Annotated in this window: 27 protein-coding genes and 1 rRNA gene; 19 read left to right on the top strand and 9 right to left on the bottom strand. The window is 52.3% G+C overall.

What is annotated here, in order from left to right:
• Positions 1-117 precede the first annotated feature (117 nt).
• The 3 genes from thsB to A0127_RS03850 all read left to right on the top strand — a co-directional run bounded on the left by thsB (position 118) and on the right by A0127_RS03850 (position 3,387).
• Complete coding sequence (thsB, locus tag A0127_RS03860; RefSeq protein WP_062388197.1) at positions 118-1,761, top strand: thermosome subunit beta; 1,644 nt, start codon at positions 118-120, stop codon at positions 1,759-1,761.
• Between the two features lie 80 nt (positions 1,762-1,841).
• Positions 1,842-2,723, top strand: a complete 882-nt coding sequence (locus A0127_RS03855; RefSeq protein ID WP_062388194.1) for an ABC transporter ATP-binding protein — start codon at positions 1,842-1,844, stop codon at positions 2,721-2,723.
• Entirely contained in the window at positions 2,707-3,387 is a 681-nt protein-coding gene (locus A0127_RS03850; RefSeq protein WP_062388192.1) for a hypothetical protein, read from the top strand. The genes A0127_RS03855 and A0127_RS03850 overlap by 17 nt, the downstream gene beginning before the upstream one ends.
• A 274-nt stretch (positions 3,388-3,661) precedes the next feature.
• On the opposite strand, the gene A0127_RS03845 is transcribed toward A0127_RS03850, so the two are convergent.
• Complete coding sequence (locus A0127_RS03845; protein ID WP_062388191.1) at positions 3,662-5,014, bottom strand: RsmB/NOP family class I SAM-dependent RNA methyltransferase; 1,353 nt, start codon at positions 5,012-5,014, stop codon at positions 3,662-3,664.
• A gap of 81 nt (positions 5,015-5,095) precedes the next feature.
• Here A0127_RS03845 and A0127_RS03840 point away from each other — a divergent pair, with 81 nt between their 5' ends.
• The 3 genes from A0127_RS03840 to A0127_RS03830 all read left to right on the top strand — a co-directional run bounded on the left by A0127_RS03840 (position 5,096) and on the right by A0127_RS03830 (position 8,524).
• Positions 5,096-7,420, top strand: a complete 2,325-nt coding sequence (locus tag A0127_RS03840) for a DNA polymerase (protein ID WP_062388189.1) — start codon at positions 5,096-5,098, stop codon at positions 7,418-7,420.
• Positions 7,421-7,490: 70 nt separating this feature from the next.
• Positions 7,491-8,138 (top strand): M48 family metallopeptidase, encoded by a 648-nt coding sequence (locus A0127_RS03835; RefSeq protein WP_062388188.1) that lies wholly within the window; start codon positions 7,491-7,493, stop codon positions 8,136-8,138.
• A complete protein-coding gene (locus A0127_RS03830) occupies positions 8,135-8,524 on the top strand; it encodes an NfeD family protein (protein WP_062388186.1) in 390 nt (129 codons plus the stop codon). The genes A0127_RS03835 and A0127_RS03830 overlap by 4 nt, the downstream gene beginning before the upstream one ends.
• Here the strand turns inward: A0127_RS03830 and A0127_RS03825 are convergent.
• Positions 8,484-8,933 carry a hypothetical protein gene (locus A0127_RS03825; protein WP_062390830.1) on the bottom strand — a complete coding sequence of 150 codons (450 nt, stop codon included), beginning with the start codon at positions 8,931-8,933 and terminating at the stop codon, positions 8,484-8,486. The two genes, A0127_RS03830 and A0127_RS03825, sit on opposite strands and share 41 nt — an antisense overlap.
• 57 nt (positions 8,934-8,990) lie before the next feature.
• Between A0127_RS03825 and A0127_RS03820 the strand changes: the two genes are divergently transcribed.
• Complete coding sequence (locus A0127_RS03820) at positions 8,991-9,419, top strand: CoA-binding protein (protein WP_054840916.1); 429 nt, start codon at positions 8,991-8,993, stop codon at positions 9,417-9,419.
• On the opposite strand, the gene A0127_RS03815 is transcribed toward A0127_RS03820, so the two are convergent.
• Positions 9,416-10,516, bottom strand: a complete 1,101-nt coding sequence (locus tag A0127_RS03815; RefSeq protein WP_062388184.1) for a TRM11 family SAM-dependent methyltransferase — start codon at positions 10,514-10,516, stop codon at positions 9,416-9,418. The genes A0127_RS03820 and A0127_RS03815 overlap by 4 nt on opposite strands.
• A gap of 90 nt (positions 10,517-10,606) precedes the next feature.
• On the opposite strand from A0127_RS03815, the gene A0127_RS03810 reads away from it, so the two are divergent.
• The 3 genes from A0127_RS03810 to A0127_RS03800 are packed head-to-tail and all read left to right on the top strand — an operon-like array spanning position 10,607 to position 12,570.
• Complete coding sequence (locus A0127_RS03810) at positions 10,607-11,857, top strand: tetratricopeptide repeat protein (protein WP_062388182.1); 1,251 nt, start codon at positions 10,607-10,609, stop codon at positions 11,855-11,857.
• Positions 11,858-12,142: a hypothetical protein gene (locus A0127_RS03805; protein ID WP_062388179.1), complete on the top strand. Its 285-nt coding sequence runs from the start codon at positions 11,858-11,860 to the stop codon at positions 12,140-12,142.
• A gap of 5 nt (positions 12,143-12,147) precedes the next feature.
• A complete protein-coding gene (locus A0127_RS03800; RefSeq protein WP_062388176.1) occupies positions 12,148-12,570 on the top strand; it encodes a secondary thiamine-phosphate synthase enzyme YjbQ in 423 nt (140 codons plus the stop codon).
• Here the strand turns inward: A0127_RS03800 and A0127_RS03795 are convergent, their stop codons facing one another.
• Positions 12,571-13,128, bottom strand: coding sequence for an Era-like GTP-binding protein (locus tag A0127_RS03795; protein WP_062388173.1), 558 nt, complete (start codon positions 13,126-13,128; stop codon positions 12,571-12,573).
• Positions 13,129-13,177: 49 nt separating this feature from the next.
• Here A0127_RS03795 and A0127_RS03790 point away from each other — a divergent pair, with 49 nt between their 5' ends.
• The 5 genes from A0127_RS03790 to wtpC are packed head-to-tail and all read left to right on the top strand — an operon-like array spanning position 13,178 to position 16,965.
• Complete coding sequence (locus A0127_RS03790) at positions 13,178-13,489, top strand: hypothetical protein (protein ID WP_062388170.1); 312 nt, start codon at positions 13,178-13,180, stop codon at positions 13,487-13,489.
• A 2-nt stretch (positions 13,490-13,491) separates the two neighbouring features.
• Positions 13,492-14,049 (top strand): HD domain-containing protein, encoded by a 558-nt coding sequence (locus A0127_RS03785; protein WP_062388167.1) that lies wholly within the window; start codon positions 13,492-13,494, stop codon positions 14,047-14,049.
• A gap of 60 nt (positions 14,050-14,109) precedes the next feature.
• Positions 14,110-15,156: a tungstate ABC transporter substrate-binding protein WtpA gene (gene wtpA / locus A0127_RS03780; RefSeq protein ID WP_062388165.1), complete on the top strand. Its 1,047-nt coding sequence runs from the start codon at positions 14,110-14,112 to the stop codon at positions 15,154-15,156.
• A gap of 38 nt (positions 15,157-15,194) precedes the next feature.
• Positions 15,195-15,944 carry a tungstate ABC transporter permease WtpB gene (wtpB, locus tag A0127_RS03775; RefSeq protein ID WP_062388162.1) on the top strand — a complete coding sequence of 250 codons (750 nt, stop codon included), beginning with the start codon at positions 15,195-15,197 and terminating at the stop codon, positions 15,942-15,944.
• Positions 15,931-16,965: a tungstate ABC transporter ATP-binding protein WtpC gene (gene wtpC / locus A0127_RS03770; protein ID WP_062388159.1), complete on the top strand. Its 1,035-nt coding sequence runs from the start codon at positions 15,931-15,933 to the stop codon at positions 16,963-16,965. The genes wtpB and wtpC overlap by 14 nt, the downstream gene beginning before the upstream one ends.
• Before the next feature lie 289 nt (positions 16,966-17,254).
• On the opposite strand, the gene A0127_RS03765 is transcribed toward wtpC, so the two are convergent.
• Genes A0127_RS03765 through A0127_RS03755 form a run of 3 tightly spaced genes read right to left on the bottom strand, consistent with a single transcriptional unit; the run spans position 17,255 to position 19,854 of the window.
• Positions 17,255-17,908 (bottom strand): HAD family hydrolase, encoded by a 654-nt coding sequence (locus tag A0127_RS03765; RefSeq protein WP_062388157.1) that lies wholly within the window; start codon positions 17,906-17,908, stop codon positions 17,255-17,257.
• Positions 17,902-18,558 carry a tRNA (N6-threonylcarbamoyladenosine(37)-N6)-methyltransferase TrmO gene (gene tsaA, locus A0127_RS03760; RefSeq protein WP_062388154.1) on the bottom strand — a complete coding sequence of 219 codons (657 nt, stop codon included), beginning with the start codon at positions 18,556-18,558 and terminating at the stop codon, positions 17,902-17,904. The genes A0127_RS03765 and tsaA overlap by 7 nt, the downstream gene beginning before the upstream one ends.
• Positions 18,559-18,588: 30 nt before the next feature.
• Positions 18,589-19,854 carry an adenosylhomocysteinase gene (locus A0127_RS03755; RefSeq protein ID WP_062388152.1) on the bottom strand — a complete coding sequence of 422 codons (1,266 nt, stop codon included), beginning with the start codon at positions 19,852-19,854 and terminating at the stop codon, positions 18,589-18,591.
• A 95-nt stretch (positions 19,855-19,949) separates the two neighbouring features.
• Between A0127_RS03755 and A0127_RS03750 the strand changes: the two genes are divergently transcribed.
• The 3 genes from A0127_RS03750 (at position 19,950) to A0127_RS03740 (ending at position 22,845) form a co-directional block, all read left to right on the top strand.
• Positions 19,950-20,828 carry an MBL fold metallo-hydrolase gene (locus A0127_RS03750; protein WP_062388149.1) on the top strand — a complete coding sequence of 293 codons (879 nt, stop codon included), beginning with the start codon at positions 19,950-19,952 and terminating at the stop codon, positions 20,826-20,828.
• A 47-nt stretch (positions 20,829-20,875) separates the two neighbouring features.
• Entirely contained in the window at positions 20,876-21,442 is a 567-nt protein-coding gene (locus A0127_RS03745) for a cyclase family protein (protein WP_062388146.1), read from the top strand.
• Positions 21,443-21,639: 197 nt separating this feature from the next.
• The gene (locus A0127_RS03740; protein WP_062388142.1) at positions 21,640-22,845 is read left to right on the top strand and encodes a cell wall-binding repeat-containing protein; all 1,206 of its coding nucleotides are present in this window, start codon (positions 21,640-21,642) and stop codon (positions 22,843-22,845) included.
• A gap of 1 nt (position 22,846) precedes the next feature.
• On the opposite strand, the gene A0127_RS03735 is transcribed toward A0127_RS03740, so the two are convergent.
• Both A0127_RS03735 and A0127_RS03730 read right to left on the bottom strand, forming a co-directional pair.
• A complete protein-coding gene (locus A0127_RS03735) occupies positions 22,847-23,206 on the bottom strand; it encodes a ribonuclease P protein component 4 (protein ID WP_062388137.1) in 360 nt (119 codons plus the stop codon).
• A 1-nt stretch (position 23,207) separates the two neighbouring features.
• The gene (locus tag A0127_RS03730) at positions 23,208-24,710 is read right to left on the bottom strand and encodes a hypothetical protein (protein ID WP_062388135.1); all 1,503 of its coding nucleotides are present in this window, start codon (positions 24,708-24,710) and stop codon (positions 23,208-23,210) included.
• 54 nt (positions 24,711-24,764) lie between these two features.
• Between A0127_RS03730 and rrf the strand changes: the two genes are divergently transcribed.
• Positions 24,765-24,886 (top strand): 5S ribosomal RNA (rrf, locus tag A0127_RS03725).
• The last annotated feature ends 56 nt before the right edge of the window (positions 24,887-24,942 follow it).

Here is a 24,942-nt window from a genome sequence, read left to right as displayed (position 1 = left end):
CGTTTGTTCATTACCGAAAAGTTTATAAATAGTACAAAAGAACAATAGCGCGGAAACACGAATTGTAACTAAAACTTATCCACCCTCAAAAACAAAAAAGGGTGGAGGTGAGGGGAGATGGCCCAGCTTGCAGGCCAGCCGGTTGTTATTCTGCCTGAGGGGACTCAGAGGTACGTTGGTAGGGACGCCCAGAGGCTGAACATTCTTGCCGCGAGAATCATCGCCGAGACTGTCAGGACAACCCTCGGCCCGAAGGGAATGGATAAAATGCTCGTCGACAGCCTCGGGGACATCGTCATCACCAACGACGGTGCCACCATCCTCGACGAGATGGACATCCAGCATCCTGCTGCTAAGATGATGGTTGAGGTTGCTAAGACTCAGGATAAGGAGGCTGGTGATGGTACTACTACTGCTGTCGTCATCGCTGGCGAGCTTCTCAGGAAGGCTGAGGAGCTCTTGGACCAGAACATTCACCCGAGCATAATCATCAAGGGTTACGCCCTCGCCGCTGAAAAAGCCCAGGAAATACTCGACAGCATCGCCAAGGACGTTGACGTCGAGGACAGGGAGATCCTCAAGAAGGCTGCCATGACCGCAATCACCGGAAAGGCCGCCGAGGAGGAGAGGGAGTACCTCGCCGAGATAGCGGTTGAGGCCGTCAAGCAGGTCGCTGAGAAGGTTGATGGCCACTACAAGGTTGACCTCGACAACATCAAGTTCGAGAAGAAGGAGGGCGGAAGCGTCAAGGACACCCAGCTCATAAAGGGTGTCGTCATCGACAAGGAGGTCGTCCACCCAGGCATGCCGAAGAGGGTCGAGAACGCTAAGATCGCCCTCATCAACGAGGCCCTCGAGGTCAAGGAGACCGAGACCGACGCCGAGATCAGGATCACCAGCCCGGAGCAGCTCCAGGCCTTCCTCGAGCAGGAGGAGAAGATGCTCAGGGAGATGGTCGACAAGATCAAGGAGGTCGGCGCCAACGTCGTCTTCGTTCAGAAGGGTATTGATGACCTTGCCCAGCACTACCTGGCCAAGTACGGCATAATGGCGGTCAGGAGAGTCAAGAAGAGCGACATGGAGAAGCTCGCCAAGGCCACCGGCGCCAAGATCGTCACCAACGTCCGCGACCTCACCCCGGAGGACCTCGGTGAGGCCGAGCTCGTCGAGCAGAGGAAGGTCGCTGGCGAAAACATGATCTTCGTTGAGGGCTGCAAGAACCCGAAGGCTGTCACGATACTCATCAGGGGCGGTACTGAGCACGTTGTTGACGAGGTTGAGAGGGCCCTCGAAGATGCAGTCAAGGTCGTCAAGGACATCGTCGAGGACGGCAAGATCGTTGCAGCTGGCGGTGCTCCGGAGATCGAGCTCGCCATCAGGCTCGACGAGTACGCCAAGGAGGTTGGCGGCAAGGAGCAGCTCGCCATCGAGGCCTTCGCAGAGGCTCTCAAGGTCATCCCGAGGACCCTCGCCGAGAACGCAGGTCTCGACCCGATCGAGACCCTCGTGAAGGTCATCGCAGCCCACAAGGAGAAGGGACCGACAATCGGTGTTGACGTCTTCGAGGGCGAGCCGGCCGACATGATGGAGCGCGGCGTTATCGCTCCGGTCAGGGTTACCAAGCAGGCCATCAAGAGCGCCAGTGAGGCAGCCATAATGATCCTCAGGATTGACGACGTCATTGCCGCCAGCAAGCTCGAGAAGGACAAGGAAGGCGGTGGCAAGGGCGGTAGCGAGGACTTCAGCAGCGACCTTGACTGAAGTCTCTGCTCTCTAACCTTTTCTTCCTGTTCTTAGCCCATCAAAAACTGTTTTAAATCGGTTTTGAGAATTCTACGTGTATGCTCCCAATCAAAGCGGAGAACCTCTCAAAATCCTTCGGCTCAAAGCGCGCCCTCGATGGCGTTTCCTTTTCCATAGAAGGGTCAGGGATAGTAGGAATAATAGGCCCCAACGGCGCTGGAAAAACAACGCTGATCAGAATCCTTACTGGTCTTTTGAGGCCCGATTCTGGAAGGATTGAGCTCTTCGGGAGAGAACCCAAGAAAGCCAGGGAGCTATTCGCCCTCCTGCCCCAAGATGTTAGGGCCCACTTCTACACGCTCACGCCGAGGGATTACGTCTACCACTACCTCCGGATGCGCGCTCTCTCAAAGGAGGAGGCAAGGGAGAAGGCCGATGAAGCGATGGAAGCCTTCGGGATAACGTATGCGGATGAGCTCTTTTCAACCCTTTCTGGAGGAATGGTTAGACGGGCCCTTCTGGCCATGGTTCTCTCCGCTGATGTTCCGCTTTACTTCCTCGACGAACCTACCGTCGGCCTCGACGTCCAGAACAGGCTCAGGCTGTGGGAAACCCTTCGCGAGAGGGCTGAGGAAGCCACCATAGTCCTCACGAGCCACTACCTAAACGAGATATCGAGCGTCTGCGACAGGGTGCTCCTCCTCAAAGCTGGGAAGATAGTCACAGACGGCAAGCCGGAGAAGATAGCGCGGGACTACCTCAGCGGGTTTACATCGAAGATCGTGGCTTTTGAAGGAGTTTCCCTCGGGGGCTTCTTCCTGAGGAGGGCCGGGAGGAACACCTACATCTACGCACGCTCCAAAGCGGAGGAGAGGGAAATAATCGAGAGGCTTGAGGAGCTTGGGATTCCCTTCAGGAGGGAGGAGGTAACCATAGAGGACGTCTTTCTGGTCGGTGGTCTCGATGATGGCGCTGATTGAGTACTACGCGAGGGCCCTAACCAAGGGAAAGTTCGCACTTGTGAGCTTTGCTCTTCAGCCACTCTCTTTCATCTTCATAGTCTACGTCGTGAGCGGCGGGAGGTTCCTTGACAGGGCTCTGGCGGGAGCGATAGTGAGCTTCATAGCTGGCGTCGGCATAGCCGACCTCTCCATCGAGCTCGTGGGTATGAAGGCCCGTTCGAAGTTCTACGACATAATTATGTCTCTCCCCGGTGGAAACTGGAGGAAGGCCCTTGGAATATCCATTGGAATGAGCATTCCAGCCTTTCCCTACGTCACCCTCCTAACGCTCCTGATCTCGTGGCGTCTCGGATTAGAAGCAATACCCGGAATCTTGTTTGGAATAGTTTCTCTCTGGCTCTGGAGTGCTGGAGTTGGCTTCCTCATGGGGGTCAAGATAAAGGAACCGCTCACCGTGATGAGACTCTCCAATTTGACCGTCACGGCCCTAACGGTCTTTCCACCTGTGTATTATCCCGAAAGCGTTCTTCCTGAGAAAATCGTCGTGGCGATGAACTTTCTCCCAACGGTGAGCGCTGCCAAGCTGATGACGGGAGGTGGTGGAAGCGCTTTTCTGATCTCTCTTTTCTGGACAGTTTTCGGAGCGCTCCTCCTCTGGAAGTTCAAAGGGTTTGAAGATTAGAACCTCCCTCACCCCGCGATGTTGTTAAGCTTCGAAGCAATCCAATTTCGCTATGGGGACGTTGTCTTGGGGATAGAGCTGTTTTACTTTTTTCTGAAAGCTTCGTCAGTATGGAGATAAGTTCAGAGGTATTGTTCTTGTGTCGAACGACCGGATCATGGTCAGAGCAATAAAGAATCGCGCCAGGGCCTTCTGTCCGCTTGGAAGGGTTGAAAAACTAAAACAAACCTTGAAATTCTCACATAGTTCTTCCCAGTCTCCTTTCTAAGCTGTTCTACCTCTCCAGCTTTGCAATGAAAAAGCTGTTGCAGTCGTGCCTGTGCGTCCAGGCTCTGAACACTCTGTTTCCTATCTCCAGGAAACCCCGGTCTCCCCAGCTGAAGGGATAGTCCACCAGTTCAAGACCCACCTTGTTGATAGCAAACAGAACGTTCTCCTCGTCCTCGTCAATCCTTATTGAGCAGGTAGAATAAGTCATCTCACCGCCCTCTCTGAGGTTCTCGTAAGCATTGCGGAGCATGTTCCTCTGGACGCTGATGATCCTCCTTATCTTTGCCTCATCGAAGCGCCACTTCACCTCCGGGAACTGGCGGTATGTTCCGGATGAAGAACAAGGGGCGTCGAGGATTATCTTATCGAACTTCTCCTTGTCCCTGAAGCTCTGGCCGTCGGCGTGAACGAAACGGACGTTCTTAATACCGAGAACTCTTGCTTTTTCCTTCATGCGCATAAGCCGGTCGTAGGAGTAGTCGACGGCCACGATTTCTCCTTTATTCTCCATCAGCGCCGCAGCATGGAAGGTCTTGGAGCCAGGAGCTGCCGCCAGATCGAGCAACCTTTCACCAGCCTCTGGCTTTAAAACGTGGGCGACGTAGGCGCTGGCCAAGTCTTGAATTACAAATTTGCCTTCCTTGTACCAGCCAAGCCTTGTAACCGGCGTTTTGTACTCAAGAACCTTTAAAACGTCTGGAACTGGAGTTAGTGCAGTTCTAACGCCGTTCTCTTCAAGGTAGTCGCGGAGGGAATCAACGTCTGTCTTTAGCGTGTTGGCCCTCACGTAATACCTCTGGGGCCGGTTGTTGCTGAGAAGGAGCCTTACGGCCTCGTCGTAGCCGAAGAGGTTTATAACGTACTCCACATACCAGCGGGGGTGGGAAAAGCGGACGGAGAGCCACTCAATTCTGTCCTTCTCTTTGAGTCTCTTTAAAGCCCTCTCTATGTTGAACTTCTCTATCTCGTGCATTAGGGCGTTGACGAACTTGGCTCTGGAGAAGTCGAACTTCTCCTTGACGACGCGAACTATCGAGTCCGTTGCCACAGCGGGCGGCACTTTGCGGAAGTGTATTTCGAAAGTCCCTATGCGAAGGAGGTTCGCAAGATAGGGGTCAAGGTCTTCAACCTTTGAACCCTTGAGGACTGAGTTTATTATGAAGTCTATCTTCGCGCGCCACTTCTCGATCTCGAAGACGTAGGCATGCGCCAAACCGCGAGCCTTCTCGCGGTCTCTTCCGGCCACCCTCTTAAAGACCCTCTCAAGGGCGTGCTTCGATGACAGCTCACGCTCCTCCACAAGCATGAGCGCATCGGCCACAACTTCCTGAAAGCTCACGCGGTAAAACAGCTCCATGAGGGGGCCTTTGAAAATTGACTTAAAAAGGTGGCGGTGAATTTATTAGCCCTTAACTGTAATTGATTCTAGGTGTCCCTTATGATCCTCGACACTGACTACATAACTGAGAATGGAAAGCCCGTCATCAGGATTTTCAAGAAGGAAAACGGCGAGTTCAAGATCGAGTACGACAGGACTTTTGAGCCCTATATCTACGCCCTCCTGAAGGACGATTCTGCAATAGAGGAAGTCAAGAAGATAACTGCCGAGAGACACGGGACGGTTGTAACTGTAAAGCGCGCCGAGAAAGTGGAGAAGAAGTTCCTCGGAAGGCCGTTGGAGGTCTGGAAGCTCTACTTTACTCACCCGCAGGACGTTCCAGCGATAAGGGACAAGATACGAGAGCATCCAGCAGTTATTGACATCTACGAGTACGACATACCCTTCGCCAAGCGCTACCTCATAGATAAGGGCCTGATCCCGATGGAAGGCGACGAGGATCTGAAAATGCTCGCCTTCGACATTGAAACGCTCTACCACGAGGGCGAGGAGTTTGCCGAGGGGCCAATCCTTATGATAAGCTACGCCGACGAAGAAGGAGCGAGGGTGATAACGTGGAAGAACATAGACCCCCCCTACGTTGACGTCGTCTCGACGGAGAGGGAGATGATAAAGCGCTTTCTCAGGATTGTGAAGGAGAAAGACCCGGATGTACTGATAACGTACAACGGTGACAACTTTGACTTTGCCTACCTCAAGAAGCGCTGTGAAAAGCTTGGAATAAACTTTGCCCTCGGAAGGGACGGAAGCGAGCCTAAGATTCAGAGGATGGGCGATAGGTTTGCTGTCGAGGTTAAGGGCAGGATACACTTTGATCTCTACCCCGTGATAAGACGGACGATAAACCTCCCCACATATACGCTTGAGGCCGTCTATGAAGCGATCTTTGGAAAGCCAAAGGAGAAAGTCTACGCCGAGGAGATAGCCACCGCTTGGGAGAGCGGGGAGGGGCTTGAGAGGGTAGCTAAATACTCTATGGAGGACGCCAAGGTTACCTACGAGCTCGGAAAGGAATTCTTCCCGATGGAGGCCCAGCTTTCCCGCTTGATCGGCCAGTCCCTCTGGGACGTTTCCCGCTCCAGCACTGGCAACCTCGTCGAGTGGTTCCTCCTCCGGAAGGCCTATGAGGGGAACGAGCTGGCCCCGAACAAGCCCGATGAAAAGGAGCTGGCCAGAAGACGGCAGAGCTATGAAGGGGGCTACGTAAAAGAGCCGGAGAGAGGTCTATGGGAGAACATAGTTTATCTGGATTTCCGTTCGCTGTACCCCTCAATCATCATCACCCACAACGTCTCGCCGGATACTCTCAACAGGGAAGGATGCAAGGAGTATGACACCGCCCCCCAGGTTGGCCACCGCTTCTGCAAGGACTTCCCGGGCTTCATTCCGAGCCTCCTTGGGGCCCTGCTTGAGGAGAGGCAGAAGATAAAGAAGAGAATGAAGGCAACGATTGATCCACTTGAGAAGAAGCTCCTTGATTACAGACAGCGGGCTATCAAGATCCTAGCAAACAGTTTTTACGGCTACTACGGCTATGCAAAGGCCCGCTGGTACTGCAAGGAGTGTGCGGAGAGCGTCACTGCCTGGGGAAGGGAGTACATAACGATGACCATCAGGGAGATAGAGGAAAAGTATGGCTTTAAAGTTCTGTACGCGGACACAGACGGTTTCTTCGCGACAATACCTGGAGCTGATGCCGAAACCGTCAAAAAGAAAGCGATGGAGTTCCTCAAGTACATCAACGATAAACTTCCGGGCGCGCTTGAGCTCGAGTACGAGGGCTTCTACAAGCGCGGCTTCTTCGTCACTAAAAAGAAGTACGCGGTGATAGACGAGGAAGGCAAGATAACAACGCGCGGACTTGAGATTGTGAGGCGCGACTGGAGCGAGATAGCTAAGGAGACGCAGGCTAGAGTTCTTGAAGCTTTACTAAAGGACGGTGACGTTGAAGAGGCGGTTAAAATCGTTAAAGAAGTAACGGAAAAGCTGAGCAAGTACGAGGTTCCGCCGGAGAAACTGGTGATCCACGAGCAGATAACAAGGGATCTGAGCGACTACAAAGCGACAGGACCTCACGTTGCCGTTGCTAAGAGATTGGCCGCGAGGGGCGTCAAAATACGCCCTGGAACGGTGATAAGCTACATCGTGCTAAAGGGCTCTGGAAGGATTGGGGACAGAGCTATTCCATTCGACGAGTTTGACCCGACAAAGCACAAGTACGACGCTGAGTACTACATTGAAAACCAGGTTCTGCCTGCCGTTGAGAGAATCCTGAGGGCCTTTGGCTACCGCAAGGAAGACCTGCGCTACCAGAAGACGAGACAGGTTGGTTTGAGTGCTTGGCTGAAGCCGAAGGGAACTTGACCTTTCCATTTGTTTTCCAGCGGATAACCCTTTAACTTCCCTTTCAAAACTCTCCCTCAGAGGGAAGGCCATGAAAATAGAAATCCGTCGAAGTCCCGTCAAGTATGCGAGGATAGAGGTGAAGCCGGACGGCAGGGTAGTCGTCACCGCCCCCGAGGGGTTCAACGTTGAGGAGTTCATAGCAAAGAACGCCGCCTGGCTGGAGGGGAAGTTGGCCCAGATTGAAGACCTGAAAGAGCTTGCAGAGTCGGGCTTCCCTCTGAACGGTGAGTTCTACAAGGTCGTACATGGAAGGAGGGCTAAAGTCCATGACCGCTTTAAGACCGTTGTCCTTCCCCCTTATCCCGAAGACATGAGGGAAGAACTGAAAAGGCTTCTCCGACCTAAGTTAGTGGAGCTTATTGAGAAATACGCTGGAAAAATGGGTGTCTCCCCCAGTAAGATCTTTATTCGTTCGCAAAGGACAAGGTGGGGCAGCTGTTCCGGAAAGGGCAACCTGAACTTCAACCTCCGCTTGATAGCCCTTCCCCCGGAGCTCAGGGAGTACGTTGTCGTCCACGAGCTTGCCCACCTGAAGCACAGGAACCACTCAAGAGCCTTCTGGAGCTTTGTCTCCCGCTTCTACCCTAACTACCGCTCCGCGAGAGAGGAGCTGAAGAAGTGGTGGAGCATTCTGGAGCTGAACCCATACTGGCGGTGGCTGGAGGGAAGGGTGTGAAGCTGAAGAGGGTTTTGAAGCTCCTCCTTCTCTCAGCGGACGAGATAGCCGTCGCGGTCTTCGTTTTTGTTCTCCTTTCAGAGTTTGGAATCAAAATCCCGTTGAAACTCTCTCTGCCTCTTTTACTGTTCCTGTTGCTTAAGGACCTTCTGGTAGCTCCCTACGTCCTAAGGGGTGGGCTTGAGAAGAGGCCCTTAACTGGTCCTGAGGCTCTGATAGGATTGGAAGCGGTTGTCATTGAGGATCTGTCTCCAGAGGGCATTGTCAAGGTCGAAAATGAGCTGTGGAGAGGAGTCTGTTTAAACGGTGAGGCCAAGAGGGGAGAAAAAGTCAGAATAGTTGGATTCAGGGGGAACCTCCTACTACTGGAACGCCCAGAGTCCTGAGAGCTTCCGCCAGCTCCTCCGGCCGGTTTGTCGTGAATGAGATGCTCCAGCCCTTGGTTCTTTCAATGAGAACGCAGGCCTTTCCGGGGTAGGTGTAGTGTATCATCCCGCTACAGCTCATCCAGCCTTTTGATATTTTGACAAGCTTTATCTCGTTAAGCCGAATTGTCTTTCTGGCGAGCAGTCCAAGGGTACTTCTGATTTTCAGCGTCTCCTCATCTACCTCAATACTTAGCTGCATCAGGTCAAGAACTATCACCATAACTGGGGGGAAGATAATGAGAAGTGGCGTCACGTTTTCGCCTACCATGTATGAGGCCCCTATTCCTATGGCCATTGAAATGAAAGCTGGGAACATTATGAGGAGCATCTTCCAGCTCCTGACAGTCTCGGAGTAGATGGCCACCACCGAGGGATTTTCCACTACCTCTTTAAAGCCCTTTTCCAAAGGTTACCGGGTGATAAGATGGTTCGGATAATGCCCGTTGACAGGCTGAGCGATGAGAAGGTGAGGGAAATTCTCACGAAGTACCGGAAGATAGCGCTCGTCGGTGCCTCACCGAAGCCGGAGCGCGATGCTAACAGGGTCATGCGCTATCTCCTCGAACACGGTTACGAGGTCTATCCCGTGAACCCGCGCTACGAGGAGGTTCTCGGAAGGAAGTGCTACCCGAGCGTTCTTGATATACCTGATGACGTTGAAATCGTTGACCTCTTCGTAAGGCCAGAGTTCACGATGGACTACGTTGAGCAGGCGATAAAGAAGGGCGCGAAGGCGGTTTGGTTCCAGTTCAACACCTACAACAGGGAGGCGTTCAAGAAAGCGAAAGAAGCGGGCCTTACAGCCGTCGCCCACCGTTGCATAAAGCAGGAGCACGAGAGGCTTATCAGCTAACCCCTATACCTCATCACATGAATGTCCCTTACGACCCTGTGCCTCTCCTCGTAGTCGAGGTATCTTCCGAGAACCTCAAAGCCGAGCTTCCCGAGCCACTTCCTATCCTTCCGATATATTCCTCCACCGCTCAGCTTATAGGCTGGAAAGACGAAGACAACCTTTCCGTTTCTTTTCAGAACGTCGGCAAAGCTCTCGAAGACCGAATAATAGAAGCGGTCTAGCTCGTTGGCCAGCTTTATGGCATCACCTCTGCTCGGATGCCTCTTGAGCGGCTTTCCGAGGTAGGGTTCGGTAACTATCGCGTCAAACCTCTGTCTAAAACACTTCTTCAGCTTTCTGGCATCGCAGACTTCCAGATGGGCCGAGTTCTTGAGTCTGAACTCCTTCCTCAGCCAGGCAAGGTTCTTCTTGGCGTCTTTGATCTGCCCCTCGTCACGGTCGCTCCCGTAGGCAGTAAGCCCCTGAAGAACGAACTCCTGCACTACCGTTCCGATGCCGCAGAAAGGGTCCAGGAAGCTGCCCTTTCTGACCTCCGTCAGGTTCACCATTATCCTCGCCAGCCTCGGCGGTATGGAGAGGATCGGCTTCTGAACAGGTCTCTCGACGTCGAGCTTCTTCAGCTCGAAGGGATTCGTTACCCTGATCGTCTCGCCGACGAGGAAGCTACCGTCTTCTCTGAAGAGGAAGACAAAGTCCTTGACATCGGGGAAACCCTTAAGAATGAGCTCCGCGGGCATGGCGTATGTCTTTGCAGGCTTGAAGAACTTAGCTGACCCTTCCTTTTTGAACCTCTTCTTTATCTCGCTCCCGAGCTTACGCCAGAGCTTCCAGTCATCTCTCCCGTAGAGACTGACAGTGAAAAGCCTGGAGTACTCCATCTCATCCAGTGCCTCTTCACCCTCTCCAAGTATCCTGACGAGTTTGAGAGAACCGCCTATCCAGCGGAAATATCTCTCCACCAAGGGTTTGGATTCAAAAACTATCCAGTTATGACCTTCCTCAACTGGCCTAACCTTTAGTCCGAATCTTCTCCCGAAAGAATAAAATTCAGCACGACTGAGCTCTGAATTCTTCCCTAAGATTACTCCATACATGGATTGCGCTTTGAGTAAGCTTTTAAAAAGATTCCGCGTAAATATAAACTGGGAATTCAATATCAAGAAATGGGAGTCCGGTGACCACCTATGCTGACGGTTGAAGTTCTTAAATCAGCTGACATCATCCCTGATCCATATACCCGCGCGGTAACCTACGCCCGTTTAGGTGAAGCCCTCGTGCGCAGGAGGGACTCGCTGTATAAAGAGGCGTTTTTGAAGGCGTTTGACGCGTTGAAGGATATAAACGATCCCGAACTTCTACTCAGGGCCACTCTGGCCATAGGATACCATATGGGAAAGGCTGGGATTAAAGCGTACTACAAGGTGTTTCTGAGGGTGGTTGAAGATTCCGCTGCTTTGTCCCCTCCTGTTAGAGACGAAATTCTGGCACTTGCTGTCAGGTATCTCGTGAGCCTTGGAGACCTCGGACAGGCCGTAACACTTGCTACCGAAATTTCGGATAAAAAACTCAGACAGGCCACTCTCTTCTCGATAGTCCGGGCGGGGAGCAGATTAACCCAGGACAGCTCCCTAAAGGCCGCTTACAAGCTCAGGAAAATTAAACTGGCACTTGAATACATAACTGACGAGCCATACCGCTCAAAGGCCCTGATAGAGCTAGCAAAGGCTTTTGTTGCGGTGGGGAGTTATGAGAGAGCGCTGGCCACGATCAGGGAAATAGAATCCCCAGATTGGGCAAAGATCGCCTTCAAGGAGCTTACCTTCAGTCTAAACAAAAGGGGAGTCATAGACAAGTTCATAGGTGGGCTTTCAGAACTGGCAAATGAGTTCAGCTCGCGTTTTGGTGCCGATTTTGTTATAGAACTTGCGGAGGCTTTTCTGCTTGCCGGAAAGCCCGATATAGCCGTTAGAATGCTCCACAATCTTGAGGATTCACTCCATGCGATCTCTGAAGTCGCGCTGGATGTTCTGGAGAAAAACCCTGCGATCATTCCGGATTTCCTTGAAGTGCTATCCGATGAGGATGCACGTATCGTTGGAAAGTTGTTGATGGATAAAATCCTTGAAAACCCGACTAAGGCCCTTGAGGAAGTGGTCAAGGCCGTGGCGAGGAGAGTTAGATCTGAGGCCATGTGGGTAAAGGTTGCCCGGTACTACACTCTGCTGGGAGAGGTTGAGACCGCCAGAAATATCGGGGTTGTACTCCAGGATCCCAAGCTCCGCTCGATAGTTCTTGCGGACGTTGCCAGAAGCTACTTAAAACAGAACAGGATAGAAGAGGCTATAGATGCCGCCCTCGAAGTCAGGGACAGGAAATTTGCTTCCCTGCTAATGTCGGAAATACTGGTTAGGGCGCTGAGCGTGGGGGGAACCTGAATGGAGATTATCCGTCTGTTGAAGGGAAAGTCTTCGGACAAGGTCGAGTTCGTGCGCGATCTGGTAGTTTTTATGGCTTCTCCCGACGTTGATTTTTCCAACGAGGTTCTGTTTAAGGATGCCGTTGATGAGATATACTCAATCCTGAGGGGAGAGGTCATCGAAAAGGGTAACAAAGAGCTGGCCAGCGCGTATGAAAAAGCCGTTCTTCTTAGGGCTGTGGTTTTTGGGGAGGAAGCGGATCCAAAAAAGCTCCTTAAGGGTATTCTCGAAGATCTGAGGTGATTGAGATGCTGTATGAAATACCCATATCGACGAAGGAGAGGTTTCAGATAATGGACATAACAGATGAAGTTCAGAAGATGGTCTACAGATCGAAGGTGAAGCACGGCATAGCAGTTGTTTTCACCCACCACACGACAACCGGTCTTATGATAAACGAGTACGAGAGCAACCTCATAGAGGACTTCAAAGCAAAGATGAAGGAGCTGATCCCGAAGGGAGCCGGCTACTCTCATGACAGGATAGACAGCAACGCCCATGCCCACCTCCGGGCTTCCCTGCTTCTGAATCCGGAGGTTGTCGTGCCCATAGACCAGGCTGAACTCCAGCTTGGAACCTGGCAGAGGGTTCTTTTCGTCGAGCTCGACGGACCCAGACACAGGCGGGTCTACGTGATGATATGCCCCTGCCCCGAGTTCCCGGAGGAGTGATCACACGTACTGGGCCATGTAGGCTATCCTCTCAAGCAGTTCGTTAAAGCCCTCGTAGGTAACCAGCGAGAGTGCTATCGGCTCCTGTTCAAGTCTCTTCTTTATGATTTCCCTCAGTTCCTCGACGCGCTCCCGTGGAACGAGGTCAATCTTATTGATAACCACTATTATGGGCTTCTCGTACCGGAACTTCAGCATGTGGTGGAGCTTCTCCATTCCCCTGTGAAGGCCCACCGTCGCGTCCACCATGTGGATAATGATGTCGGCCGAGGTTATCTCATTGATTATCTCCCGGAATTTCTCCTCGCTCAGAACTTTGCCCCTGAGCTCCCTCTCCGGGTCAAAGAGACCGGCAGTGTCTATGAGAACGAATTCATCGGCCCCACCGTAGGGGTTCTTCATGCCCTTTGGTATCTTAAGCTTTCCAAAGCGCCTCCTTATTATCCCCTTTGTTGTCCCCGGCAGGTCCTCGACTTCACTTACCTTCCCGCCGATGAGAGCGTTCATAAGAGTTGATTTACCAACGTTCTCAGCACCTATAATCGCAACCTTTATCATACCACCACCCATAAAGTGGTAGAGCGGACGGGATATAAAGGTGATGAGCATGAAGAGGGTCAAGCTGGGTCATCACTATTATTACGTTGTAACCCCCGACGACCTCTCAACTAGAAAATTTAGAGGAAAAAACATCGTTCTTGAGGGAGTCGTAGAGGACAAGCCCCTCGTGGAGTTCCTTCCGATGGAGCTCCCAAGCTGGAGGACGACCTTCAGGCTCCACGGGTTCTCCGTTGAATTCGCCGGAAGTCCCTGCGTTGGGAAGGGAGACACAGTGAAGGTCTACGGCCGCTTTGTTGGAGACGGAATAATAGCGACCGCCATCGAGACCGAAAGGGCTATTTTCACTACGGAGGAATGACCATGCTGGGGCTTTTCGTTGAACTCGGCAACCTGAAGAAGCTGAAGAGGACTGGGTGGGTTCTGAGGGGTGTCTCAAATCCGGAGAGCATAGCCGACCATTCCTTCAGGACGGCCTTGATAACACTTTTTTTGGCGGACGAGCTTAAAAGAAGGGGCGTTGAAATAAACCCTGACAAAGCTCTTCGAATAGCCCTCATCCACGACATCGGGGAGGCAAGGATAACAGACATTCCCCAGCCGGCCCTTAAGTATGTGGACAAGTCCGAAGCGGAAAGAAAGGCCGTTGAAGACCTTCTGAAAACCAGTCCGCTTCCCGAGGAATACTACCAACTCTGGCTCGAGTACGAAGAGGGGAGCACACCGGAAGGCCGGCTTGTAAGGTTCGCCGACAAGCTCGAGATGCTCATCCAGGCACTTGAGTATGAGTCCGCCGGAGCTTCAGGCCTCGACGAGTTCTGGAGCACTCTTGAAAGCATCAGAAAGAGCGAGTTCTACGGGTATTTCAAGGAGATAGTTGACGGCCTCGGAGAGCTAAGAAAACAAAAGCGTTTGCTTTAATCCTTTTGTTTACCCAAAACGTTTAAATTACTCACTTCTGTCCTCTTTACGGTGGTTCAAATGAGAAAGGCTGGATTGTTGTTGACTGCGATCCTTCTGCTGGCAGTGTTCTCGGCTGGCTGTATATCAAGCTCTTCGGAAAATGCCAACATCTCTGAGAAGGAAGCAACCCTGATAGTCTTCCATGCGGGCTCGCTTAGCATACCTTTCCAGAGGCTCGAAAACGAGTTTTCAGCCTACGCCGAAAAGAACCTCGGTGTTAAGGTGAAGTTCCAGGACGAGGCGAGCGGGAGCGTTAAGGCCGTTAGAAAGGTTACCGATCTTGGAAAGAAGGCCGACATCGTTGCTGTCGCGGATTACACACTCATCCCTCAGATGCTTGTCCCCAACTACACGGACTTCTACGTCCTCTTCGCGACCAACGAGATCGTCATAGCCTTCACGGACAAGAGCAAGTACGTAGACGAGATGAAGGCCCACCCTGAGAAATGGTACGAGATACTCGCGCGCGATGACGTTTCCTTCGGCTTCTCCGACCCAAATCAAGATCCCTGCGGCTACCGCTCGGTAATGGTTATGAAGCTTGCCGACCTCTACTACGGCAAGCCCATCTTCGAGACGCTGGTGGAGAAGAACACCAATATCTACGCCAACGGCACCCACGTCTACGCTCCGAGGGAAATTCAGGTTAAAAACAACAGGATCGTAATCAGGCCGAAGGAGACCGACTTAACGGGCCTAGTTGAGTCCGGAAACCTTGACTACTTCTTCATCTACAAGAGCGTCGCCGAACAGCACAACCTCAGCTACATCACTCTGCCTGACGAGATCAACCTCAGGGACTTCAGCAAGGCCGACTACTATGGACAGGTGGAGATAACACTCGGTTCGACCGGGAAGACGATAAAAGCCAAGCCCATCGTCTACGGTGTTACAGTGCTCAAGGACGCACCCAACAGGGAGCTGGCGATTGAATTCCTCAAGTTCTTGCTTGGGGAGGAGGGCAAGAAGGTCTTTGCCGAGAATCACCAGGACTTCCTTAATCCCCCGGTGGCCTTCGGGAACGTGCCTGAGGAGATAAAAGAGCTGGTTGAGGTTAAAGGGTGAGGTTTTTATCCCCCATTTCATTATTCCGGTGAAGTGCGATGCGCCGGGACTACACCCTCTACCTCTTCGCGGCACTGGGAAGCTTCCTGATAGCCTACATAGCCGTCCCGATAGCTGTAGTTTTTATCAAACAGGCCTCTGATGTTGGAATGCTTGTTAAAACCCTCCATGATCCGTACGTGGTAGAAGCGGTCAGGAACTCCCTCCTAACCGCGACCGCGACAGCTCTGATAGCCCTCCTCTTCGGCGTCCCCCTCGGATACGTTCTGGCTAGGAGGGATTTCCCTGGAAAGAGCGTGGTTCAGGCTTTGGTGGACGTCCCGATAGTTATACCCCACTCCGTCGTCGGCATAATGCTTCTCGTCACGTTCTCAAGCTCAATCCTCGACAGCTACAGGGGAATAATAGCCGCGATGTTATTTGTTTCTGCTCCGTTCACGATCAACGCCGCAAGGGATGGGTTTCTGGCCGTTGATGAGAAGCTTGAGGCAGTAGCCAGAACCCTCGGCGCTTCCCGCTGGCGGGCGTTTCTCTCAATATCCCTCCCGATGGCATTTTCATCCATAGCGAGCGGGGCAATAATGACGTGGGCGAGGGCAATAAGCGAGGTCGGAGCGATACTGATAGTCGCATACTACCCAAAGACAGCACAGGTTCTCATCTTGGAGTATTTCAACAACTACGGTCTGAGGGCATCTAGACCGATAGCGGTTGTTATGGTAAGCCTGAGCCTTGGGATCTTTGTAATACTCCGCTGGCTGGTGGGGAGGAGGAATGCTGGAAGTTAGGGAGATTTCCAAGGACTACCGCGAGTTTCATCTTCGAGACATAACTTTTTCAGTCAAACGGGGCGAGCATTTCATAATCCTCGGACCGAGCGGCGCCGGAAAGACAGTCCTTCTTGAAGTGATAGCGGGTATAATAGCGCCCGACTCTGGAAAAATATTCCTGAACGGGGAGGATATAACTGGTCTGCCTCCCGAGAAAAGGGGTTTGGCTTACATCCCACAGAACTACGCCCTCTTCCCGAACATGAGCGTCTTCGACAACATAGCCTTTGGTTTGAAAGTGCGGAAGGTTCCAAAAGCTGAAATTGAGTGGAAAGTAAAGGAGCTCTCAGAAGTCCTCGGCATCTCCCACCTTCTTGGCAGAAAACCAAAGACCCTGAGCGGCGGTGAACAACAGCGGGTTGCGATAGCGAGGGCCCTGGCAGTTGAGCCGGAACTTCTACTCCTCGACGAACCCTTTGCCAACCTCGACGTACAGACGAGAGGAAGACTCATTAACGAGATGAAGAGGTGGAAGAAGGAGCTTGGCTTTACGGCCCTCCACGTCACGCACTCCTTTGAGGAGGCCGTGGGCCTGGGCGATAGGGTTGGGGTCATGCTCAATGGAAGGCTTGTCCAGGTTGGTGCAGTCAGGGAAGTGTTTTCGCGGCCCGTGAGCGAAGAGGTCGCCAGGTTCCTGGGTTTCGAAAATATCATTGAAGGGCTCGCGGAGGGCAGGATTCTCCGCGCAAATGGCCTCATGATAGAGCTCCCTGCTGAGGCTTCTGGAAAAATTAGGGTCGGGATACGGCCCGAGGACATCGTGCTGTCCGACGAGCCCTTGAGGAGCTCGATGAGGAACACCTTCAGGGCCGAGGTTGTTGGCCTTGAGGAGCTCGGCCTTCTCGTCCGCGTAAGGCTAAAGGCCGGTGGAGTGGAGCTTTCCGCATTCGTTACCCGCTCTTCGGTGCTGGAGCTGGGACTTGATGCTGGAAAAAATGTGTGGGTGGGCTTCAAGGCGAGCGCCGTCCACGTCTTTTGAAATTAAAAATTTGAAAACGCGGGAAACTCAATCTTGGCCCCGCACACCGGGCAGAATTTTGCCCCTTCTGGAACTATGTGGTCGTTGGGACAGCGCTTTATCTCTTGCTCGCAGTAGGGGCAAACCGCTATTATCGTCTCGGGAGAAATCTCAAGCGACGCTCCACAGCGCTCACATTTAAAAGTGAACTCTTCTATGTTGGCCGCTTCTATGGTTAGTAAAGAATTTTGGAGTTTTTGAGGTATTTTAAAAGAAAAACCGAGATGTTACGACGGCTGTTAAACTCTTATTATAGCATGCTTTTGACAAGCTCCACGAGCTCCCAGAGGTCTTTCACGTAATAATCAGCGCCGTTAACCTTTCCAAACCTGACCACGTTTACCGCCTTAACACCAGCCCTGTGGGCCGCTAAGACATCGTTTGAACTGTCGCCCACAACTAATGCCTCCTCTGGCCGAAGGTGGAGCATTTTGAGCGCTTTTTGAATCAGATATGGGCTGGGCTTCACTCCGTCGAGGTTCGAGTAGTCCTTCCCGAGGACAAGGTCGAAGTACTTCTCGAGATCAAAAGCCCTCAGCACGAGGAGTGTATTCTCAAGGGAAGCGTTACTCACTGCCGCGAGCCTTAGGTTTAGCTTTTTCAGCTCTTCGAGGGCTGAAACATCTGAAAATGCTTTTATCTTCCCTTTAGCGAGCATTCTCTTCCGATATCTGTTATTTACTGCGTCAATAATTTTCCATAGCTCGACCGGGTCTATGCCGAGCTTCCTCACGTAAGTTCTCGGGAGCTCCAGGCGGGCTGTCTTGGAGTAAAGCTCGTAGTCAAGGTTTATTCTGTGCCTCTCAAGCTCTGGCTTGACCCACTCTTCGAACCACTTTTTATGGTCGTAGCCCTCATAGTAAACGAGGGTCTCGTCGACATCAAAGATAATCCCCTTCAGCATCCGGGCTCACCGAGCTTGTCCTTAATCTCAGCGGGAAGGCTATCGTAGACCTCTTTTAGGGCCTTTACCAAGTCCTTCAGCTCCTTAGCAGTCAGCGTTGTGGTCTTTGGACCGATTTCAAGGATGAGGGCATCGTACTCCTCAGGTGAGACCTCCTCGAGCTCATCCAGATGTTCGCTCTTCCGCGGGATGATGTTCATTTCGCCTATCATCCTGCCCATTTCTATATGTGCCTCCCGTTCCCCTATGGGGACTTCCTTGGGACAGTCGTAGCGCTCAACGAATATCTTGATGTCCACTACCGGCGTCCCATCGTGGGCGTCAATCCAGTCGATGTAAAGCCTGCTATCATATATCCTGTGTATCCTGACTGTGTATAGCGCTACCGGGTTCGGTCTGTAGGGTGAGCGCGTCGCGAATACCCCGGTGAGTGGGTTCTTCGGGTTGCCATAGGGGTGCACCTTGAGAACCTTTCGCCTGGCCGGAGTATCGCTCTCGTGGAACCACAGGACGAGCTTTATCCAGTCGCCCTCGCGAAGGCCTTCAACGGCCTCTGCAAACTCGGGGAGTATTTCGATGAACGTCTCATGAAGCTCATCATCCTTCCTTACGTAGCCGATCGGGATGATTTTGAAGGGCTGGAACTCCATGATCTCACCTCAAAAGAGGGGATAAAGGGATCAAGTCCCGTGCTCCCAGCTCTCAAGATACCTCCTCTGCTCTTCCGTGAGCTCTTCTATCTTTATCCCCATCGAAGCCAGCTTTATCCTCGCGACCATCTCGTCAATCTCTCTTGGGAGGACGTAGACCTTCGGCTCAAGCTGCTCGTGGTTCTCTTTGATGTACTCAGCGGCCTTCGCTTGGAGCGCGAAGCTCATGTCCATTATCTCCGCAGGATGTCCGTCTGCAGCTGCTAAGTTCACCAATCTGCCCTCAGCTAGAAGATAGAGCCTTCTGCCATCGGCCATCTTGTACTCGGTTATATTCGGCCTAGGCTGGCTTATCTCAACGGCCAGCTCCTCGAGGTCGGGTTTAGAGATTTCCACGTCGAAGTGGCCGGCGTTGGCCAGAATTACCCCGTCCTTCATGAGTTCGAAGTGCTCTCTCCTAATGCAGTTGATGTCCCCTGTGGCGGTTATGAAGATGTCCCCAATCTTCGCCGCTTCCTTCATGTCCATGACGAGGAATCCGTCCATTCTGGCCTCTAGGGCCCGTATCGGGTCAACCTCGACGACTATCACCGCTGCTCCCAGTCCACGGGCGCGCATGGCTATTCCTCTTCCGCACCATCCGTAGCCGACGACTACGACGTTCTTTCCGGCCACGAGGAGGTTTGTACTCCTAATGATGCCGTCCCACGTTGACTGCCCAGTCCCGTAGCGGTTGTCAAAGAGGTATTTGGTGTAGGAATCGTTGACCGCTATGATCGGGAACTCTAGGACGCCGTCCTTCTCCATGGCTCTAAGCCTTATGACGCCTGTCGTGGTTTCCTCACTTGCCCCCCAGATGTCGGGAATCAGCTCCTGCCTCTCCTTCAAAACCGTGCTGACCATATCCGCTCCATCGTCTATGATTATGTTCGGCCTGATGTCGAGGGCCTTGTGCATGAACTCGTAGTACTGCTCCCTGCTCTCGCCCCTTATAGCGTAGACCTTAACGCCGGCCTTAGCTAAAGCCGCAACTACGTCGTCCTGAGTAGATAGCGGGTTGCTCGCGGCCGCCGACACCTCGGCTCCGGCCGCTTTGAGAGTGAGAAGCAGGAAGGCCGTCTTCATCTCAAGGTGAAGGGTCGCGGCGATCCTAACGCCCTTAAACGGTTTTCTTTCCTCGAAGTCCTTCCTGATGTGCTGGAGAACCGGCATGAAGCGGGAGACCCAGTCTATCTTCTTCTCCCCGCTCGGTGCTAGGGAGATGTTCTTAACGCAGTAGTTCTTCGTGCAGTCCATAAAACTTCACCACTCACAACTCAGCGCGGGAGCTTAAAAGCCTCTCCCCAGGAAGGTTTATCTAACGTTGAAGCAACTTTTGAGCGGTGGAAGCGATGGGAATTAGAAAGCTCGGAGACACAGCATATCTCTACCTTGGAAGCCCCTCGACTCTTATTCGAGTTCATGAGGGAAAGACCGTTCTCGTTGACCCCGGTCACGGGAGCGGGAGACACAAAGACCTGAAGAGGGAAGTCAGAAAGCTTGGACTTGAGATACAGCTCCAGCTCGCAACTCACGGGCACGCCGACCACGTCTCGGTATGCCCAAAGATCGACGCCCCCCTCCTCACTCATCGCTTTGAGTTCTCAATAGCTGAAAGCTCGCTCAACAGAGAGATACTGACATTTGGGTCGAAGGCTCCAGAAGGTTTTCTGGCCTACTACATCCCGGAGGAGGTGAAGGTTCAAGGAGTTTTTGAGTGGGGCGATGAAATAGCCGGTCTAAGGGCGATTCAGCTCAACGGCCACTCTCCCGGTATGACGGGGTTTTTGGATGAGGAGAATGGTCTCCTCTATGCAGGCGACTCGTTCTTCGGCGAGAAGCTTCTCCAGTCAGTTGGTCTGTCGTATCTCGTGGACGTGGATCTCTTTCGAAAATCCCTTGAGGTTCTGCGAGAGTATGCAGGCTCAGGCTACCTCCTGATACCCTCCCACGGAAAACCAGTCTCAGGCGAAGAAGCCATCGAAACTCTTGAATTCAATATCAAACGGGTTGAGGATGCGGAAAATCTTGCCCTAGATTTTCTCAGAGAACCTCTGTCCGTGGATGAGCTTGCCTTCAGGATCATGCGCACTCTGGGCGTTGAGATCACTCCCAAAAAGCTTTCCCTGAACCTTGTGCCCGCTAGGGCACTAATAGCAGAACTCTACAACAGAGGGGAGATTGAAGCGGTCGTTGAGGACGGTCTTAGATGGGTTCGGCGGAAGAAATAGTCAGAAAAGGTTTATAGGGATTAGCTCAAAATTTCAGTGGTGGGTCTATGATAGTTGACCTTTCCCTTCCCCTCAGTGAGGAGACTCCAACCTATCCAGGCGACCCAGAGATAAGGATTCGCCCGTGGGCTTTCATAGATACCGATGGCTACTATATGAACGTCATAAAGATGGGAGAGCACTCCGGGACTCATGTGGACGCTCCGGCACACTTTGTTCCCGGCGGAAAGACCGTGGACGAGCTTTCACTCGACAAGTTTGTCGGTAAGGCATTTGTTCTCGATGTTCGCGGCGAAGAAGGTCCAGTCAAGCCTGAAGAAATTCCCGATTCTGGCTATTATGGAAAGATAGTCCTCTTCCTCACTGGCGGTAGGGAACTTTCCCCGGAGGTTGCACTTTTCCTCGTTGCCGAGGGAGTTAAGACCGTTGGAACCGACCACATGACGATAGGGGACGATACAACTCATACTATATTCCTCTCTGAAGAAATCCCAATCTTTGAGAATCTAGCAAACCTTGAAGAAGTTCTTGGAAGGGAGTTCACGTTCATAGCGTTCCCACTGAAGATAGAGGGTGGCTCAGGAAGTCCAGTCAGGGCCGTTGCGATTTTGTAGGGCTTTTTGGCTAAAATCTGGAGTTTTTATCCAACTTGAAACCTAATGAAACGTTTTGAAAAGTTTTTTGGAATCTAGAAAACCGGGGAAACGAATTATATGCCCTTGTCTCTTAGAAATTTCGTTGTGGTTTCTCTGTTCCAACAGAATTCCTTAAATATGACTTCCTTCTTAAAATAAAACCGAGGTGATGCAGGATGGTATGGAAGAAGCTTGCTACGGTCTTTATGGTGGTCATGCTATTGGCCATTACTATGGGAACTGGCAGTGTTTCAGCGGCTGAGAGCGAGGGCAGTGTTACAGTGATCCTGGTCAGCGACAACACGGCCGACAGCGGCATAGCAAAGCTCCTCGCAAATGTAACCGGGGGTGTTGTGGTCACAACTCCCTGGGGAGTCTACGAGCCTAACGTTACCGCGGAGATACTCAGCTACGCACCAGACCAGGTCATCATAATAGGCGGGCCGATGGCGGTGGTTAACCAGTACGTCAGCGACCTTGAGAGCTACAACATAACCGTATACCGCTGGGGAGGTATGAACAGATACGAGACAAACCTCATAGCACTCCAAATGGCCAAGAAGCTGGGGCTTATTAAGGAGGAGAACGTCACGGTGATTGCACCGGGTAACGATACCGCGGCCATAGAAGAGGCCATTAAGCTTGCTCTCCAGAACGGTGGTATTGTAGTTTACATTAACAAGACCGTCTCGATCGACAAGGTCAACAAGACTGTTTCCCTGAAAAAGATCATAGTTGTTCACACGCCGGTAACAGAGAAAATAGCAGAAGGCGTTATGAAGAAGCTCGTCAGGGCCAACGCTCCTGTAACCAACGTAACCGTGAACGTTAACGTTAAGATCCAGCGTATGGAACGTGCCATCCAGCTCAGAATAAACAGGATACTTAAGATAGCAAACCTGACCAACTCGAGTGAGCTGGTAGAACTTGCGAACAACCTCACGCTCGAACTTCAGGAAGTTAATAAGCTTATCCAGGAAGGCAACGTTACCGAGGCGTACAAAAAGCTCCTGTGGCTTCAGGTCAGGACGCAGTTCGCGCTGAAAAAGGCCAACTTCGTAATGGCCAAAGAGACGGGCGCTGGTAAAGTCGGTGTCATCGTCAAGCTGTGGAAAGTAAAAGCCGAGCTTCAGATCCTCCAGAGGATAGGCATAAACGTGACCGAGTACAACCAGACCCTCGTTGAAATTGAAAGCTACATAAAGGCGGGGAACTATGGCGAGGCAATGAAGCTACTCAACCAGCTTGAAAAAGAGATCAGAAGCCTCTACAAGGAGAACCGCGTGGCTCTCAGACAGTACATGAGGATGCACAGAGGCAAGGGCAACCACAATGGAAGATGGCAGAACGGTGGGAACCAGACTTCGGTAGGCAAGCCTTGATTTAACCATTTTCTCTTCTCCGCTCTTTTTTCTCTCTCAGGTACGGATAGCGCATTATGTGGCCGCAGTTAAGACACGTTATAACGACGTGGGGATAGGGCTTGTCCCTGAGCCTCACCCTCGCGTTCACCCCAGGAACGAGGAAGGCGTGGCACTTCTTGCAGTAGCGCCTCTTCCATTTCCTTGGCATCCGTATCTTGGCCTTCTGCTGAACAGCGAGGGCTATTTCCACGTACCTGTTGGCCAGCTCCGGCGAATACGGGAAGACTCTCTCCGCAAGTGTGAAAAGGGTCTCTACCCTTTCCCGGGCTATTCTCTTCTTCTCCCTCTGCTCCCTTCTCCTGATGTCCTTTTTCCCCATGCTACCACCTTATCAACCTAAGCTTCCCGGGGAATGGTTCGTAAAGGTAGCCCTCGCGGAGGAGGTTATCTATTATCTCCTCAGCCTTCCCCTTTGCAATCCCGTACTCCACAAGCGCATTTATGTACTCTTCTCTCGAAACTGTGCCGTCCTCCCTCGTCGCCTCCAGGTTGGCGAAGATCCCAAGTGCCCTGCCGGCGAGCCTGTCGCTCCCAACGTAGCGCTCATATTCCCTTATAAGCCTTAGCTTCTCCTTCTCAGGGAGTTCGTTTACCCAGAGGTCGGTGAGTTCCTGGTAAATCCCGATTAAGTCCGTTATCAGCGGCTTTGAGAGCCGTCCCTCCAGCCGGGCCATTGAACCCAACAACCTAGCTCCCAGACGGTAGCGCAGGTTCGCGTTGAAGACCTTCCCGGAGAGGGTGAGTGCATCGAACAGCTCGCCGTACTCCCGCCTGTTCTTTGTGAGGAATGACTCAAACTTTTTTCCATAGTCCTTAAGCTCCCACGGGTTTAGTGTGCCGAGCTTTTCTCTGGCTAGCATTACAGTGACTATCAGGTTTGGGACCAGCTCCTCAAGCTCCCTGTTTCTCTCGTAACTAACCGGCTCTGTCAGGACAAACGGCGTCTCAGCCAACAGCGCCGCTTCATCCTCAGGCCTTATCCAGGCTCTTGGCGTAAGGAAAGTTGCCTCCTTTTTCTCAAAAGTTTTCAGCGCCCACTTCGGGACTGGAACTTTACTCTCAAGCAGGGTCTTGTTGTGGGGAACGTAGTAAAGGGGACCTGCTCTTGAAGGCCGTGTGAATCTGAAGTCTACCCCTAGAAGGCCGTCGTCTTCAATTTCTGCCCACTTGTCCCTCCTCAACTGCATCTCCCAGGGGAGCAGGGAGTGGATGTACCTTAGAGCCTCCCACAGGGAAAGCATAACGTTCTTTGAACCCTCGAGCCCATTGAACCCTGAAAGAGTGAACCCGTCAAGCCAGTTCGTACCCACTACAAAAGGTGCTGTGAGGAGGGAATACGTGATTGCTCTCTCCAACTCATAGCCCGCGTATATAGTGTCGGAGATTAACCCCTCGAGCTCACTTTTTGAGAGGGCAAGTGTGCGGTAGTCCTTCCAGTATTCGGAGTAGTCGGCGGGTGATATTCTCGTCGTGTGTAGCAGTCTTAGAGTTCCAAACGGGTAAGCGTCGATAACTCCTTCGGCCTCTACATATTCGCCGGGTTGGATTTTTGCGTTTATCACCGTGCTCTCAGTTATCTCGATGACAAGGTAAGCTCGAAGACCGCGGTAGCTTTTCATCTCGGAAGGTGCCGCAGGAGACAGTAGGTAGTAGATGCCATCCCTGGGTGCGTTTGGTGGCCTTCTCAGAATTATGAATCCCCTGACACTGATCTCCTCCCCGTTCTTGGCTCGCTGTATGGAATTGAGGAAGTCCTTGACCCTTCTCTCAGGAGTTACTACCGGCCGTTTCTCCATGTAGATCAGTTCTATGAGCTCCTCCATCGAAACCTGCTCAACCGTAAAGTTTATAAAGTCATCTCTGGAGCAATAACTCGGCACGGCGGCCATAGCGGCGGGGCTACACCCGGTCTCGTTTCGACCCCGGAAGTTAAGCCCGCCAGCGTTCCCGGGTGTACTGCCCTCCGAGAGGGGGCGGGAAACCGGGAACGCCGCCGGCCACTAACTTTCTGTCGTAATTATCTACACAAAAGCTATTTAAATTTTGGAAGCTTAT

The sequence above is a fragment of the Thermococcus peptonophilus genome, from assembly GCF_001592435.1.
Classification (GTDB): Archaea; Methanobacteriota_B; Thermococci; order Thermococcales; family Thermococcaceae; genus Thermococcus; species Thermococcus peptonophilus.
The sequence above is the reverse complement of the archived record's forward strand: the minus strand, read 5'-3'. Positions and strand labels throughout refer to the sequence as shown.

Excerpts from the sequence above, each read along its gene's own strand:
- thsB (WP_062388197.1), top strand. The coding sequence starts at position 118 with ATGGCCCAGCTTGCAGGCCAGCCGGTTGTTATTCTGCCTGAGGGGACT.
- A0127_RS03795 (WP_062388173.1), bottom strand. The coding sequence starts at position 13,128 with ATGATAAAGGTTGCGATTATAGGTGCTGAGAACGTTGGTAAATCAACT.
- A0127_RS03845 (WP_062388191.1), bottom strand. The coding sequence starts at position 5,014 with ATGGAGCTGTTTTACCGCGTGAGCTTTCAGGAAGTTGTGGCCGATGCG.
- A0127_RS03820 (WP_054840916.1), top strand. The coding sequence starts at position 8,991 with ATGGTTCGGATAATGCCCGTTGACAGGCTGAGCGATGAGAAGGTGAGG.
- A0127_RS03745 (WP_062388146.1), top strand. The coding sequence starts at position 20,876 with ATGATAGTTGACCTTTCCCTTCCCCTCAGTGAGGAGACTCCAACCTAT.
- A0127_RS03805 (WP_062388179.1), top strand. The coding sequence starts at position 11,858 with ATGGAGATTATCCGTCTGTTGAAGGGAAAGTCTTCGGACAAGGTCGAG.
- A0127_RS03740 (WP_062388142.1), top strand. The coding sequence starts at position 21,640 with ATGGTATGGAAGAAGCTTGCTACGGTCTTTATGGTGGTCATGCTATTG.
- A0127_RS03765 (WP_062388157.1), bottom strand. The coding sequence starts at position 17,908 with ATGCTGAAGGGGATTATCTTTGATGTCGACGAGACCCTCGTTTACTAT.
- A0127_RS03800 (WP_062388176.1), top strand. The coding sequence starts at position 12,148 with ATGCTGTATGAAATACCCATATCGACGAAGGAGAGGTTTCAGATAATG.
- A0127_RS03810 (WP_062388182.1), top strand. The coding sequence starts at position 10,607 with ATGCTGACGGTTGAAGTTCTTAAATCAGCTGACATCATCCCTGATCCA.
- tsaA (WP_062388154.1), bottom strand. The coding sequence starts at position 18,558 with ATGGAGTTCCAGCCCTTCAAAATCATCCCGATCGGCTACGTAAGGAAG.
- A0127_RS03750 (WP_062388149.1), top strand. The coding sequence starts at position 19,950 with ATGGGAATTAGAAAGCTCGGAGACACAGCATATCTCTACCTTGGAAGC.
- wtpC (WP_062388159.1), top strand. The coding sequence starts at position 15,931 with ATGCTGGAAGTTAGGGAGATTTCCAAGGACTACCGCGAGTTTCATCTT.
- A0127_RS03755 (WP_062388152.1), bottom strand. The coding sequence starts at position 19,854 with ATGGACTGCACGAAGAACTACTGCGTTAAGAACATCTCCCTAGCACCG.
- wtpA (WP_062388165.1), top strand. The coding sequence starts at position 14,110 with ATGAGAAAGGCTGGATTGTTGTTGACTGCGATCCTTCTGCTGGCAGTG.
- A0127_RS03850 (WP_062388192.1), top strand. The coding sequence starts at position 2,707 with ATGATGGCGCTGATTGAGTACTACGCGAGGGCCCTAACCAAGGGAAAG.
- A0127_RS03735 (WP_062388137.1), bottom strand. The coding sequence starts at position 23,206 with ATGGGGAAAAAGGACATCAGGAGAAGGGAGCAGAGGGAGAAGAAGAGA.
- A0127_RS03790 (WP_062388170.1), top strand. The coding sequence starts at position 13,178 with ATGAAGAGGGTCAAGCTGGGTCATCACTATTATTACGTTGTAACCCCC.
- wtpB (WP_062388162.1), top strand. The coding sequence starts at position 15,195 with ATGCGCCGGGACTACACCCTCTACCTCTTCGCGGCACTGGGAAGCTTC.
- A0127_RS03855 (WP_062388194.1), top strand. The coding sequence starts at position 1,842 with ATGCTCCCAATCAAAGCGGAGAACCTCTCAAAATCCTTCGGCTCAAAG.
- A0127_RS03785 (WP_062388167.1), top strand. The coding sequence starts at position 13,492 with ATGCTGGGGCTTTTCGTTGAACTCGGCAACCTGAAGAAGCTGAAGAGG.
- A0127_RS03730 (WP_062388135.1), bottom strand. The coding sequence starts at position 24,710 with ATGGAGGAGCTCATAGAACTGATCTACATGGAGAAACGGCCGGTAGTA.
- A0127_RS03835 (WP_062388188.1), top strand. The coding sequence starts at position 7,491 with ATGAAAATAGAAATCCGTCGAAGTCCCGTCAAGTATGCGAGGATAGAG.
- A0127_RS03840 (WP_062388189.1), top strand. The coding sequence starts at position 5,096 with ATGATCCTCGACACTGACTACATAACTGAGAATGGAAAGCCCGTCATC.
- A0127_RS03815 (WP_062388184.1), bottom strand. The coding sequence starts at position 10,516 with ATGTATGGAGTAATCTTAGGGAAGAATTCAGAGCTCAGTCGTGCTGAA.